The organism is Psychrobacter sp. FME13, from assembly GCF_014861395.1.
In the GTDB taxonomy this organism is placed as follows: domain Bacteria; phylum Pseudomonadota; class Gammaproteobacteria; order Pseudomonadales; family Moraxellaceae; genus Psychrobacter.
In genome coordinates, this window is the sequence record NZ_RRYV01000030.1 from 1 (window position 1) to 13,803 (window position 13,803).

The 13,803-nt window shown below is 41.2% G+C and carries 10 protein-coding genes and 1 pseudogene; 7 read left to right on the forward strand and 4 right to left on the reverse strand.

Features of this window, described 5'->3' with window-relative positions; translation table 11 throughout:
* Positions 1 to 151, forward strand: a pseudogene (locus EI164_RS16945) (IS30 family transposase); the annotation flags it as partial.
* A gap of 121 nt (positions 152 to 272) precedes the next feature.
* Here the strand turns inward: EI164_RS16945 and EI164_RS05975 are convergent.
* Positions 273 to 848 (reverse strand): DUF2062 domain-containing protein, encoded by a 576-nt coding sequence (locus tag EI164_RS05975; protein ID WP_318779521.1) that lies wholly within the window; start codon positions 846 to 848, stop codon positions 273 to 275.
* Positions 849 to 1,175: 327 nt separating this feature from the next.
* Here EI164_RS05975 and EI164_RS16950 point away from each other — a divergent pair, with 327 nt between their 5' ends.
* The 5 genes from EI164_RS16950 (at position 1,176) to EI164_RS05995 (ending at position 7,468) form a co-directional block, all read left to right on the forward strand.
* Positions 1,176 to 3,425 carry a ComEC/Rec2 family competence protein gene (locus EI164_RS16950; RefSeq protein ID WP_318779522.1) on the forward strand — a complete coding sequence of 750 codons (2,250 nt, stop codon included), beginning with the start codon at positions 1,176 to 1,178 and terminating at the stop codon, positions 3,423 to 3,425.
* A 12-nt stretch (positions 3,426 to 3,437) separates the two neighbouring features.
* Positions 3,438 to 4,202 (forward strand): hypothetical protein, encoded by a 765-nt coding sequence (locus EI164_RS16955; protein WP_225739142.1) that lies wholly within the window; start codon positions 3,438 to 3,440, stop codon positions 4,200 to 4,202.
* A 306-nt stretch (positions 4,203 to 4,508) separates the two neighbouring features.
* Positions 4,509 to 5,561, forward strand: a complete 1,053-nt coding sequence (gene sppA / locus EI164_RS05985) for a signal peptide peptidase SppA (protein ID WP_192519074.1) — start codon at positions 4,509 to 4,511, stop codon at positions 5,559 to 5,561.
* A gap of 150 nt (positions 5,562 to 5,711) precedes the next feature.
* On the forward strand, positions 5,712 to 6,599 hold the full coding sequence (locus EI164_RS05990; protein ID WP_192519075.1) for an alpha/beta fold hydrolase: 888 nt from the start codon (positions 5,712 to 5,714) through the stop codon (positions 6,597 to 6,599).
* Positions 6,600 to 6,679: 80 nt separating this feature from the next.
* Positions 6,680 to 7,468: a CPBP family intramembrane glutamic endopeptidase gene (locus EI164_RS05995; RefSeq protein ID WP_225739143.1), complete on the forward strand. Its 789-nt coding sequence runs from the start codon at positions 6,680 to 6,682 to the stop codon at positions 7,466 to 7,468.
* A gap of 78 nt (positions 7,469 to 7,546) precedes the next feature.
* On the opposite strand, the gene dusA is transcribed toward EI164_RS05995, so the two are convergent.
* From dusA to EI164_RS06010, 3 genes are all read right to left on the reverse strand, one after another.
* Positions 7,547 to 8,518 (reverse strand): tRNA dihydrouridine(20/20a) synthase DusA, encoded by a 972-nt coding sequence (dusA, locus tag EI164_RS06000; protein WP_192519076.1) that lies wholly within the window; start codon positions 8,516 to 8,518, stop codon positions 7,547 to 7,549.
* A gap of 127 nt (positions 8,519 to 8,645) precedes the next feature.
* Complete coding sequence (locus EI164_RS06005) at positions 8,646 to 9,947, reverse strand: MFS transporter (RefSeq protein ID WP_192519077.1); 1,302 nt, start codon at positions 9,945 to 9,947, stop codon at positions 8,646 to 8,648.
* Positions 9,948 to 10,245: 298 nt separating this feature from the next.
* Complete coding sequence (locus tag EI164_RS06010) at positions 10,246 to 11,913, reverse strand: phospholipase D family protein (RefSeq protein ID WP_192519078.1); 1,668 nt, start codon at positions 11,911 to 11,913, stop codon at positions 10,246 to 10,248.
* Positions 11,914 to 12,469: 556 nt separating this feature from the next.
* Here EI164_RS06010 and EI164_RS06015 point away from each other — a divergent pair.
* Entirely contained in the window at positions 12,470 to 13,768 is a 1,299-nt protein-coding gene (locus EI164_RS06015; RefSeq protein ID WP_192519079.1) for an O-succinylhomoserine sulfhydrylase, read from the forward strand.
* Positions 13,769 to 13,803: the final 35 nt, after the last annotated feature.

A 13,803-nucleotide genomic window follows, 5' to 3' on the forward strand; every position in this document is an offset into this window, starting at 1 on the left:
CGGCCTTATCAGAGAGTACTTGCCTAAGGGTTGTGACTTTAGACAAGTCTCTGATGATGAGATGCAGGACATTGAGAACAAATTAAACAACAGACCAAGAAAACGATTAGGGTTTAAGACGCCTATGCAGGCGTTCTATAATATTAATTAGCGTTGCACTTGGTGTGTTAATCTAAGATTTAAGAAAAGAACTAACTTTATTTTATTTCAAGTTTTGTTGTTTTTGAATTTAGTAGAGATATTGAAGGTAGTGGGGCGGCGATTAAAAACTATTAAGAATCATCACTTTTGGTAGACGTTTTTTCTCGACGTTCCTGCCAACTGGTGACTGTTTTGTAGCGCCAAATAGCCTTAAAAGCCAGTCCACAAACGATGCTAGTCATCACAGCTAAAAGTATCAGTCCGATACAAAACGCGGTAAGAGATACAGTGCCACGATAGGTAACAAATGGATTGACCCCATCTGACAACGCCCACAAACTAAAATCAGCGATCATCCGTCCAATAAGCCTAAGGCTAAGTGGTGGTACGTCTAGAATTTTTGCACCGATATAGTAGCCTGCATAAAAGATAGGTAGGCTCGTCAGTGGGTTGGTAATCCAAGTCAAACCAAGCGCCATAGGTACGTTGGCACGGAAGATTAACGAACCGATTAAGGCAATTAGCATCTGTCCTGGTAATGGAAAAAATGCAGTCAACACACCAATATAAACCGCTTTATTTAGACTGTGACGATTAAAATGCCATAATCGTGGATCAGCTAAATGCGGTGCAAACAGTTTTAAGGTGCGACTTTCTAAAATTTTCTCTGGTGTAGGAAGCAGACTTTTCAGACGTTTTTGGGGCACAGGATCGCCTTTAATCGTTAACTTCAGCCCGACAATCGTCTTGATGGACTGTTATAAGGTATTATTAATAAAAAATACGAGCAAGATTATATAATATGATAATGTCAGAGTATCGTTATCGTACTATGTATGAGCAGTATAGGGTAATATAAATACAAATGCTATTGCCTGTCATGACGCAACCGTTATTGTTGAGCGGCAAAACTTTCAATTGGCGTGCGTGTCAAATATTCACAAATAGTCGCTGTTAGGATTATGAGTATGATAGCCTAATACTCAACATAGTTTGCATACCGAAACATTCATCTCATCAATCAAGGAGCGTTGGTGTACTGGTTAATTGGTGGCTTGATTATCATTGCTATGATGGGTGTATTGGCAGTTGCTGATAGTATGGTGATGCCAAATATTCTCTGGCTAGCCGATATTCCTATTACCTCGTTTTTATTTGTACTACTTGTTTCGTTTGCCACTATTTTACTGCTCATTACTCAGTTTAATATCCCGTCAGCCAATCTTTGTCATTCTTCCAAAAACGTTCTCCATTATTCTTTTAGCTATTATTTATATCGCATTAAGCCAAGCTTGCGTGTTATTCAGCATATTATAGTGGCTACACTAGCGGTTGGATTAGTGGTCGGTAGTGCACTGCAAGCTGTCGTTAGTCATCAGCAAGCAGAAATGACAGCGATCACTAAGACGATGCGCGTGCAAGCACTGGTGACTATCGAAGGGATAAGCGATAGTGTCTATGATGCCGCACTAGATAGTGGTTATCGGCAAGTGGCGACTATTAGCTACATATCACCATTAACCTCTGAGTTAACACCGCAAGAATTAGACCGTATCGCCACTGAGCTGTTAGTAAATCATGATAATAGCCTAAGCGATAATTTGTATGGTGAAAAACTGAATAACGAAAACTCGCATGACAAGAATCTACATAACCAGCACCTAAAAAAAACAGCTGTTGCTGATACAAAGCATCGTATATTACTCAATGCTTATCTAAAACAGCAAAACGCTCAGCAAGTTGAAAATAATGATCCATATACAAGTTTAAATAGATTACAGCCAGGTGATCAGCAGCTAATGACATTAGCACTTGCGCCATTAGCTACTTCTGAGCAAGCATTGAACAATCCGTCTGGTTTTGACAGCTATCGTTGGTTGCGAGGTCGCCATATCGATGGTGTCGCAAATATACTGACGGTTAGTACAGTGGCTATTAGTCATGATGAGTCATTAGATGTAACGCCTGCCTCTACCTCTTACCTTCAGCGCTTTCGTACTCGCATTGAGCAAGGGCGCTGGCAATTACGGCAGCATTTTTATACAGATTGGCACGCGCAATCTATCGAGCGGCAGCAGGCAAAAGCAGTTACTTTGAGTTTACTGACAGGTGATCGCAGTCTAATCAGCCGTGAGACCAAAGACTTATACCAACTGGCGGGTATTTCACATCTGCTTGCCATATCAGGCACGCATGTATTGTTTCTAGCAATCATACTGGCTGGCATAGTGGCACTGATTTTTGATCGATTATGTCCTGCAGTGTACCGTTATTTCCCACGCTGGCAAGTGCGTTGGTGGGTGATGATTGGTGCTGCCTTTATCTACGCGTTATTTACTGGATTTGATGTGCCCGCTGCCCGTACTGCATGGATGTTATTGGCAATAGGTTTGGTGCGTATGACCTTGTTACCTGTTAGTACGATGCGGGTATTGTTTGCATTGGCCATATTGATGGCATGGCGTGATCCATATGTCTTATGGCAGGCAGGATATTGGCTATCCTTTATTGCAGTCGCACTATTACTCAGGTATGAAGACGATTCATATAGGCAAGAAGGGCAACCGTTAATAGCCCATAACAAGGCCACTTATCTCTATGCTTCTTATCTCTATGATAATGCTGCCAAGATACCGAAACGTATTTGGTTAATATGTCGACGCATATTCAAACTGCAGTTTTGGTTGTTTCTCACGTTACTGCCCATTACGTTGTTATTGTTTGGCAAGGCGTCGTTATGGGGGCTTTTGATAAATCTATTTGCCATTGGTTTATTTGGCTGGGTAATTGTGCCGCTAAATCTATTGGCTGGACTTTTTTATCTTTTATTACCAGCTGTTGCTGATCAGCTATGGGCGCTAGTTAGTGCTATTGTTGCGGCTTTACATAAGCTAATGATTTGGTTGATTTCATTGCCAGTTTTATCAGAGGCTTGGCTTTATACGCCAATAAACATGGCTATATTACTGATGGTATTGTTAAGTATATTGCCTTGGTTGTTACCGAAAGGGTTTATTAGTCGCTGGCTTGCCGTCCCACCTTTAACCTTATTGGTAATGACGGTCTATGCCAATCAACACTCCTTAGCGACGACGCCAACATTGTATATCTTGCCAACGGGTGATCAGTACATTAGCGCTGCTCTGCTGCAGTACCCCGTTGCCAATGAAGAAGCTAGTGATAACAATATCAGTTGGTTGTTTTTAGCGGATCATAGATCTCAAATGACACGAACAATGCCAACTCATCTAACAGTGGATGTGCTCTCTACGACGTTAAAGTAGCAGTTGGGCAGTTTGTCTGTTAATCGATTACAAGGCGTTATCATACAAAGCAGTAGTATCGGATTGACTGATACGCTCGATATTGACAATAAGGGCACTAACAATAAAAACACTGATAATAAAAGCGCTGATATTGGTCATTCTGAGCTATTGCCCTTGACGGTTATACAGCTCAATCAGCATCTGCCTATTAGTGAGTATTGGCAGGCAGGGCGCTCAGATCGTTGGCTAAGGCTTCAACATGCTTATCAAGTAGCCAACCAATTTAACAAAAAATCTAATATCAGCGTGCAGCGTTGCGAACAAGGTAAAACATGGCAAGCAACGAGCGATGATTTGTCTATCACTGCCATGACAGGGTGGAGTGAGATAGATGATGCCAGTGTGTGGGACTGTACGTTGGCTATTGATACAGCTTTGCCAGTACAAGTATTAAGATATAACGCAGCCGAACCGCTCAAACCCTTGCCAGCATTATTACAAGATGTTTCATCGAATCTATCAGGTGTGATAGATCAAACGGTATTTACTAACTCGCGTCTTGTTCTGAATGCAGACAGTCATCAGCGTGTTTGGCAAATGTGGACGTTACTGTGTTCAGCAAACCCATCATTTAATCAAGAATTCATGTTTTACAATACCTTATGGCTTGGCCACAGCACATCACAAATTACTGCTGAAATAATAAACCATCAAAGAATTAATGAAGTTACAACCTATGACGATAAAGCGCTTGAGGTAGCATTGCCTCTAGTAACTGATGCTAGTGATAATTAGTCATAACGAGTTATGATGCTAGCTTCTATGAAAGTATCATTATTTAGATGGTTTTTGTTTGAATTGAAGACACACTCTAATAATGAACTGTAAAAATATCATTGATGTTTTCAGAGTTACAATATAGTGATATTTCACAGTTATACTATTGAACCATGATTGAAATAAGCCCATACTTAGCAGGCTTATTTATACAGATGATGACTACCGTAAAACCATAAGCAGTGTGAGAACTCACTGCTTATGGTAGGTGTTTTTATATCCTCTTTTTTATTGTTTTAGATTGTTTCTGACCTAGGAAGTTATATGCCCAACTGGCCACCAGACCCTAATAAACGTCCTGATACTTCGGCAAATCAGCCAACGCCGATACAGCAGCCAAGCCCGCCGAGTGGACAAGAATGGCGACTGCTAGAAAACACATTGTTGGCTAGTGTGGTTGAACAACGCCGCGCTCGTCGCTGGAGTATCTTTTTTAAATTATTAACTTTTGGTTATATCTTGTTGATATTTTTAACCCTTGGTCGTGGTTGTAGTAGCACACCAACAGGTATCGATGCAGTCGATACTAGTGCGCCGCATTTGGCTGTCGTTGAGCTGCAAGGCGTCATCAGTAGTGGTGATGAGGCCAATGCTTATGATGTTAATGAAGCATTGACCCGTGCTTTTGAAAACAGTAACTCAAAGGCGGTGGTTTTAGACATCAACTCGCCTGGTGGCTCACCAGTTCAGTCTGATGAAATCTGGCAAAATATGATGGATCTGCGCGAAGAATATCCAGACAAGAAATTATATGCAGTGATTGGTGATATTGGTGCCTCTGGTGCTTACTATATTGCTTCTGCAGCAGATGAAATCTATGTCAACCCTTCAAGCTTGGTTGGCTCTATCGGCGTGATTATGTCAAGCTACAACGTCGAAGGTTTGATGGACAAGGTCGGTGTGAAAGATCGCACGATGACCGCTGGTGAGTATAAAGACATATTAAGTATGTCGCGTCCGTTGACTGACTATGAAGAAGCGCACGTTGATAAGGTCTTAGCGAATACGCACAAGCACTTTATCGATGCTGTAAAAGAAGGTCGTGGCGACCGTCTAAAAGATCCTGAACAGAATAAACTATTTTCAGGCTTGTTTTGGACAGGTGAGCAATCGATCGAGCTAGGCTTAGCAGACAAGACAGGTAGTATCGCAAGTTTAGAGAAAGAGTTAGAGCTTGATACCGCGATCAACTATAGCCCAACAGATCCTCTAGAGTCATTTATGGATCGTTTCGCTGTTAAGTTAGGCGCAGGCATTGGCTCAAGTGTTAACCTTGGCGTTTTACCGCAAGAAGATGGTAATGTAGAGATGCGTTAAGCATTTTGTATTTCAGATTTACTGTGTATGATTGATAAGGCTGAGCGTATGATTATGCTCAGCCTTCTTATTTATATATTAGATATATCAGATATGCCAGATCTGATAATGATACATAAGCTGTCCATAATGATTCGATGAGAGCCTGTTATGACTGATAACAATGATTTTCCAGCCTTTAGCACATTGCCTATTTCTAAGATAACTCAAAAGCCTGTTATTCATTTTGCTCATGCCAACGGTATGCCTAGTGCCGTTTATGCGCCTTTTTTTGAGTATTTATCAGATTTTTTTACGATTGAATACATTGCGATGCTCGGCGACACGGCGGGTTATCCGGTAGATGATCATTGGCGTAGTCTGACGCAGCAAGTTATTGATAGTGTAAAACAAGCCTGTGAGAAGCATGGTGTCGCACAAGTGGTGGCAGTCGGTCATTCGCTTGGCGCAATGTGTACGTTGCAGGCACTGTATCGAGAGCCGAAGTATTTTGCACAAGCAATACTGATGGATCCGCCTTGGATATATGGCAAGTCTAGTTTGCTTTGGCACGTGGCAAAAAACATCGATAAATTACCATTGATGAACCACCGCCTGATGGACAAGTTATCACCTTCTGGTATATCCAAGCATCGCCGTGATGTGTGGGACAGTCGAGCAGAAGCTTATGACAAGATGCGCCATAAAGGTTTTTTTAAGAATTTTGATGAGCGCAGTTTTCAAGGTTACATCGACTATGGCTTACATCAGCGTGCCGATGGAAAGGTGACATTGGCGATTCCCAAATCCAAAGAAGTGGCTGTGTTCCGTACCAATCCTTCTTGGTACTGGCTCGCGCCGAATCATGCTCCTAAGGTGCCAGTCACCTTGATTATCGGTAAAGACAGTATTTTTTTAAAACGTCGTTTTCCTCAGCAAATACAGTCGCGTTTGCGTATTCATTATATCACTCATGCAGGCGGTCATATGTTTCCACTTGAGTATCCAGAATCGGTAGCGCAGCAGGTATTAAAATTGATTGAGCAGCAGCTATCATAAAAGAATTATTAAACTAAAACGTTCTAAAACAAGCGTTCATTATTAGGGTCTGTTGAACAGATTGTTGGATGATAATTTTTATGCTAAAAATGACGACGGATACACACAGACATGGCGTACCATCTAATCTTGTACCATTATTTTCAGGCTTAGGGGCGTTTGTACTCACGATAGGGATGGTGTTGGCATTTTTTATCAGCCAGCTGTTAGGTATCTATATCGCTGGCAAGCTAGTACTGCCTGCTGAGAAAAACGCTACCATGAGTGATATCTTCTTTTTTGGTAGTAATGAAGGTACGGTCGTGAGCCTCTCTATTGTGGTAGGTTGTGTTTTTATAACGCTGCTTAGTGTTTGCATTATTCGTTTAAAAGGAGGTCATACTCGTCAGTATTTAAGGCTTAAACCCTTCTCTCGTTTGGTCGGTATAAAGATGGTGGGGCTGCTATTGCTCTTTATGATTGGCAGTCAGGTATTGACATATTTTCTTGATGAGACACCGCTGTCGTTTGTCGATCCGCTATATCAGTCTGTCAGTTCAGTTTGGTTATTGGTCTTTGCTATGGTGATTGCTGCACCGTTATACGAAGAGTTGGTGTTTCGCGGTATTTTATGGACTGCTATCGCCGAGCGGTTTCCTGTTACACCATATTCAGAGCATCGAGGGGCGATCGTTGCCAGTATCGTGACCAGTCTGATATTTGCGGTCATCCATGTGCAGTATGGTATTTATGAAATCAGTACGATCGCCGTGCTGGCATTGATATTTTGCTATGCACGTGTCAAATCAGGCTCGCTATTGCTGCCAATAATATTACATATAGTGAATAATGCGGCGGCAATGTTGCAGTATCTTGCGCAAGTCACGTGAATAAATAATGGCTATTTGTGACTTTTCGAACCGTTACAACCATTGCTAGGCAACCCCGCCACATGATTAGAGGGTTAATCATACCTCTGGATTCAACGCTAATACCTCATCTGCGGCTCTTTTAATATCATCAATCGTTAGTTGCGGTTTGCCGCTCAATGCTTGACGCCATTTACGTGCGCCCATTAGTCCTTGGAATAACCCTAAGTAATGTCTGGTCATTGTTGGTAGTGCTTCGCCTTTGGCGATTTGCTCTTCGAGATAGGGATACAGTTGCGCTAAAATAGCTGAGCGCTTGGGTGCTGGCTCGCCCCATAAGCTATTGGCTTCTGCTAGTAGGTAAGGGTTGTGATAAAACGCACGACCAATCATCACGCCGTCCACATACTGTAAGTGCTCTTCAATATCAGCGATTGTGTCAATCCCGCCATTGATTTCGATGTCGAGCGTTGGAAAATCTTGTTTGAGGCGATAAACATCGTCGTAACGCAGTGGTGGTATCTCGCGGTTTTGCTTAGGACTTAGGCCTTGTAGCCACGCAGTACGTGCGTGCACGATAAAACGTGTACAACCAGTTTCTGCGACTGTCTGTACAAAATCTACCATAAACTCATAACTGTCAAAGTCATCAATACCGATACGGTGTTTGACTGTCACTGGAATATCAACAGCTGCTTGCATGTGTTTGACCAGTTCAGCGACAGTATTCGGTTCGGCCATTAGGCAGGCACCTATTTTATTGTGCTGCACACGATCGGAGGGACAGCCAACATTGATGTTGACCTCATCATAACCATGCTGCTGAGCAAACTCAGCGCATTGGGTCATGTCGCTATTGTCTGCACCACCTAATTGTAGTACCAACGGATGCTCAAGCGTATCAAAACGTAGATGCCGTGCACGATTGCCATATATTAATGCACCAGTACTGATCATCTCAGTATACAAATAAACGTGTGGGTTAAACAGTCGTGCAAAATAACGATAATCCGTCGTTGTCCAGTCGATCATAGGAGCAACAGACAGTCTTTTATTGGTCATATCAACCATGATGGTTAAGCCTTAATGTTTTTAATCTTTGAGTGTTGGAGTTTAACGCAGAGGGCTTTATGGCAAATAAATATTATCACTAAGCATGTTTGACAAAATTTAGCCATGTTTAAAATGAGGATAAACTTTAGATTACCTGATCGATTTTTTTGGCTTCAGGTAAATTATAAAAATAAATACCCATTATGATACCGATAAAACCGATAAACGCAATATAGAGTGCGGGTGAGAAAGCCACATAAAGCGTGGCATAACCAAGCCCAAAAGGTACCATTACTCCGACAATACCGTACGCTATATTATAACAAAGAGCCATTCCTGTGAGTCTAACATTGGTTGGAAACAAATGGACAAGAATGGTGGGTATCATACCAACAATACCTGCAAAAAACCCTAAAAGTGCATACATAATGAGGATGTAGTCACCGCTTGCTTGTAGGTGGTAAAAAAATGCTAACATTTGAACGATTAACAGAATAGAACCAATGGTCAAGACTTTGCCGAAGTTTTGATGGTTAGATATTATTCCATAAAATATACAACCAAAAATCATGAATATGATACCCAAGCTGTGCGAAAATCCAAATATATCACTATCTAATGTAAATTGTAATTCAATCAATTCAGGTAATAACAGCACGACCACGGTTGTTATGCTAGAGATGATAAACGTGAGAACCGTACCGATAAATAATGCATGTTTGCAATGTTTGAAGAGCAGTTTGAACGGTTTGGCAATATAATTGCTGGGTTTTGATTGTTTCATTTCAAGAAAAAACGGCGACTCATCTATCCATCGCCATGCTAACAATGGTACTAAGCTCAAGACGGCAGCGATAAAAAAGGGTAAGCGCCAGCCGTAATCCACCAGTTGTTCGGTCGTTATGGAGTTGGTCAGCCAAAGAAAAAAAGCATTAGAAAATAATACGCCCACATAAAAACTGGCAGTGACATAGCTACAGACCACCGATGAATATTGCCGCGGTACGTGCTCTGATACAAAGATTAAAGCCAGCGGCACATAAACCCCAAATGCCATACCTTGTATAATTCGTAATATAATAAATAAAATAGGTGCAATTAAGCCCCATTGTGCATAAGTTGGTAGGCTAGCCATTCCTAATAAGCTGAGAGCAGTTACTAATATACTGATTAAGAGTACGGGTTTGCGACCTTTAATATCACCATAACGACCAAAGAGAATGCCGCCAAGCGGGCGTGCTAAATAGCCAATCGTAAACAGTCCCAATCCTTGTATCTTTGTAATAGTAGAGTCGATGTTAGCAGGGAAAAAAGCGGTTGCTACGATATCTGCAATATACAAATAAATCAAAAAATCAAAAAATGCCACAGCACTGCTAAAGCAGATAAACATTACTGTCTGTCTGTCTTGCGAAGATATCAGTGCATATTGGGAACGGGAAGGCATAATAGATCACGCATATATGAAGGTATTCGTTAAGCTGGCTGCTATGTCAGTAACTAGCTGGAATAAAAAACGGCAAATCATTACAAATGAATAGTGATTTGCCGAAAAAATAAAGATTTATGAGTTGAAGAATGCTTACGTCATAATATTGAGTTAATAATAATTCAATTTGAAAAGTTACTTAGTAACGCTATGTTACCCAAACCTGAATGACGGTATTTGAGATACAAGCCTTAATATGATTGGAGGCAGGGTATCGAGTGAAAATACTGTAAGTAGAAGTGTTGGAGGGGCTTAGTTATAGTAGCCAGTCAATCGGTAACCATGACATAATCGTCAGCCATACATGGTCACTGACATCGACGCGTGGCTCTGAATCGTAAACTACTTTTTTATTATTTTCCATGGTTTGCCACTGTAGCTTGCCATTGTCTAATAACTTAACTTCATATGCTTGACTTAATAGATCATCACTAAGCGCCGCATGTAACTGTTTTGCTAGCTCATCATCATTGATAATCACGCCCATTTCGGTATTGATATTAGCAGAACGAGGGTCGACATTGTATGAGCCAATGAATACTTGATGGTCATCAACAGCAAATGTTTTTGCATGTAAACTGGTTGAGGATTGACTACGGGCCTTCCATAGTTTGTTTTCACGTTTTTCTGCAGCAGCAGTGGATTTTAGCTCGTATATTTTTACGCCTGCACGTAGCAGGTTAGGTCGCCATTGGCTATAGCCAGAATGAACAGCAGTTACATCTGTGGCATCAAAAGAGTTGGTTAATATTTTGATATCGATACCAGACTCAGCCAGTTTTACCAGTGTATTGACACCATCTTTGGTAGGTACAAAGTAAGAAGAAATAATTGTTAATTGCTTGGTTGGTCTACCTAACAGGGTACGTAGTTGATGCACCAAATTGGTATCGGTTGGAACGGATTTTGTTAACTTTCCAACATCATCACTCAAAAACTGCATGTCTGTCCAACGGAAAGGCACGCGCTTATTGATTAAGTCATTATCTATGGTTGATTCTTCTATAGCTGTTTTATAAATCATTAAATCATTATTGTCATTGTCATTGTCATTGTCATTGTCATTGTCATTGTTATCTTGACCAAGTTTATCCAATGCTGCGACAAAATCTGACGTTTCATTATGGTTGGTAGTGACCAAAGTTTCGATATCAAATGACAAAGGTGATGACCAGTAACTTGCAAAACTATTATCAATATCTGCAACCACTTTACCAATCAGCAAAACATCCAAATCTGCAAATTGGCTATTTTGATCATTGCTTAGATACTCATTGCCAATATTACGTCCGCCAATAATCGTAATCTGCTTGTCAAACGTCATGCTTTTATTGTGCATACGGCGGTTGATGCGTGGTAAGCCTGTTACATAATTTAAAGTTTGAAATTTACGATGCATAAGTGGGTTGATAATACGTACCGCGATGTTAGGGTGACTAGAAAACCGTAATAAATGTTGATCGAAAATAGCATCATTATTAAAATCATCTAACAATAAACGCACAATCACACCGCGTTCAGCGGCTTTCCACAGATCTCTCAATAGTAATTGACCAGCTTGGTCATTGTGCCAAATATAATACTGTGCATCGATACTGCGTGTGGCCATATCTGTCAAGATGCTGCGAGAGGCAAATGCATTAGCACCAGTCACGATAGGATGGTAGCCTGATAGTTCTGGGTGAATATCATTTTGTGCACTAACGGCTTCGCCCAAATTGATATTATTGGTTATAGACGTTTTGTTTTCTTCAAGAGGTTGGCTATTTTCTTGTTGGTATAGGGCATTTATGCGAGCTGATAATGCTAGGCTTTCAGGTAAATGTGGTTGTTTTGGCAAACTCTGGCACCCAACAAGACCTAATGTAAGTCCTAGTGTAAGACTCAATGATCGGTTACTTGGATCTATATTGAACATCGACATAAATGAATTACCTTAGTGAGCCTTACTAAATACTTTATACTTCGAAAAAACAAGCCTGCTGTCATTGTGTGTTTTTGATACAGGATAGCACTGATTTTGAGAGGAATGATAATATTGTCAAAAGCAAAATGCTGCTAAGCATATCAGCTGTCGGCATCCGTGCCTATTATAAATACATTGTTTTCATTTGTGTGTGTCTACATTTGTAAATTAGTAATAAAAATAAGATAAATTGCTGTCAGTCGAGAAAAAATTTGGCGCTGTTAGGTTTATATATAGATGGTGAGTGATTGAGTTGAGGGCAGGGGCTAGTTTCAGCAATGTATTTAACAGTGATTTATCTGCTATTTAGTTATCGTTTATCCTCAAACTTACCTCGGGATATAGCACATTGCTATTCAAAAATAACATTTGATAATCATCTGAAACCAGCTGTTTGGAATAAGTTGACATGGTATGATGGCACCTACTAGGACGTGCCCTAGAGCAATAATTAAAAAACAAACAGTCACTTTATGACAATCAAGTTTATCACTACTACAGTAACGGAATCTTTATGAGTCAGTCGCAAATACATGATGAAAAAAATTTGAATGAACCAAAAAAAGCGAATCAATTAGATCCAAACTGGCGCAATGATGCTTTAGATTTGGATCTGGATCTGGATTATGGCATGCAGACCGTCGCCGTACGGGCAGGTCAGCATCGTACTGATGAGGGCGAGCATTCAGAAGCTATTTTTACCACCAGCTCTTATGTTTATACGTCAGCGGCCGATGCCGCCGCACATTTTAATGGAGAAAAGACGGGGAATGTCTACTCTCGCCATACCAATCCTAGTGTGCGTACTTTTGAGCGTCGTTTGGCTGCGCTTGAGAATGGTGAGCGTGCCGTTGCCACTGCTTCAGGTATGGGTGCTATTTTGACTATGTGCTTGGCGTATCTAAAAGCAGGCGATCATTTGCTGGCGGCCAATCAGTTATTTGGCTCATCTATTGGTTTATTTAACAACTACATGGCCAAATTTGGCGTTGAGGTCAGTTATGTTGATTGCTTCGACAATGAGGCATGGGCCAATGCTGTGCAGCCAAATACTAAAGTGATTTATTGTGAAAGTCCGAGTAATCCATTAGCGCAGATTTGTGATCTTGGTTACTTGAGCCAGCTGTGCAAAGCCAACGATATATTGCTTGTCGTTGATAATTGTTTTGCCACGCCTGCCTTACAACGCCCATTAGACTTAGGTGCAGATGTGGTCATTCACTCTGCAACCAAATATTTAGACGGCCAAGGTCGAGTATTGGGTGGTGCGCTAGTCGGTAACGATAAGCTGATGCAAGAGGCGTTTACGGTGGTTCGTTCAGGCGGTATTAGCATGAGCCCATTTAATGCTTGGGTATTTACTAAGGGTTTGGAGACGTTGAAATTGCGTATGCAGGCGCATTGCAACAATGCCAATCAAGTCGCAGAATTCTTGGCCAATCATCCTAATGTCAGCACGGTGCATTTCTCTGGTTTGAGCGATCATCCTGCTCATGAGCTTGCGACCCGTCAGCATCATATGAAGGATGGTTATGGCGCTATCATGGGCTTTGAAGTGAAATCATCAGGCGGACTTGATTCAAAATCTGCTGCGTGGCACGTGATTGACTCAACACAAATGGTGTCTATCACCAATAATTTGGGCGATGCCAAAACCACTATTACTCACCCTGCAACGACCACACACTTTCGCCTAACGCCAGAAGCGCGAGCGGAAGCAGGTGTTGAAGATGGTTTGATTCGTCTGTCAGTCGGTTTAGAAGATGTGGAAGACATCATCAAAGATTTGGCGCGTGGTTTAGACAGCTTGTAAAGATAACGGTATAATCATCGCCAACGAATGTATTT

What these genes read in the sequence shown, in the direction of transcription:
- sppA (WP_192519074.1), top strand. Translation starts at nt 4,509, where the DNA reads ATGCCCAACTGGCCACCAGACCCTAATAAACGTCCTGATACTTCGGCA.
- EI164_RS05990 (WP_192519075.1), top strand. Translation starts at nt 5,712, where the DNA reads ATGACTGATAACAATGATTTTCCAGCCTTTAGCACATTGCCTATTTCT.
- EI164_RS05995 (WP_225739143.1), top strand. Translation starts at nt 6,680, where the DNA reads ATGCTAAAAATGACGACGGATACACACAGACATGGCGTACCATCTAAT.
- dusA (WP_192519076.1), bottom strand. Translation starts at nt 8,518, where the DNA reads ATGGTTGATATGACCAATAAAAGACTGTCTGTTGCTCCTATGATCGAC.
- EI164_RS06005 (WP_192519077.1), bottom strand. Translation starts at nt 9,947, where the DNA reads ATGCCTTCCCGTTCCCAATATGCACTGATATCTTCGCAAGACAGACAG.
- EI164_RS06010 (WP_192519078.1), bottom strand. Translation starts at nt 11,913, where the DNA reads ATGTCGATGTTCAATATAGATCCAAGTAACCGATCATTGAGTCTTACA.
- EI164_RS06015 (WP_192519079.1), top strand. Translation starts at nt 12,470, where the DNA reads ATGAGTCAGTCGCAAATACATGATGAAAAAAATTTGAATGAACCAAAA.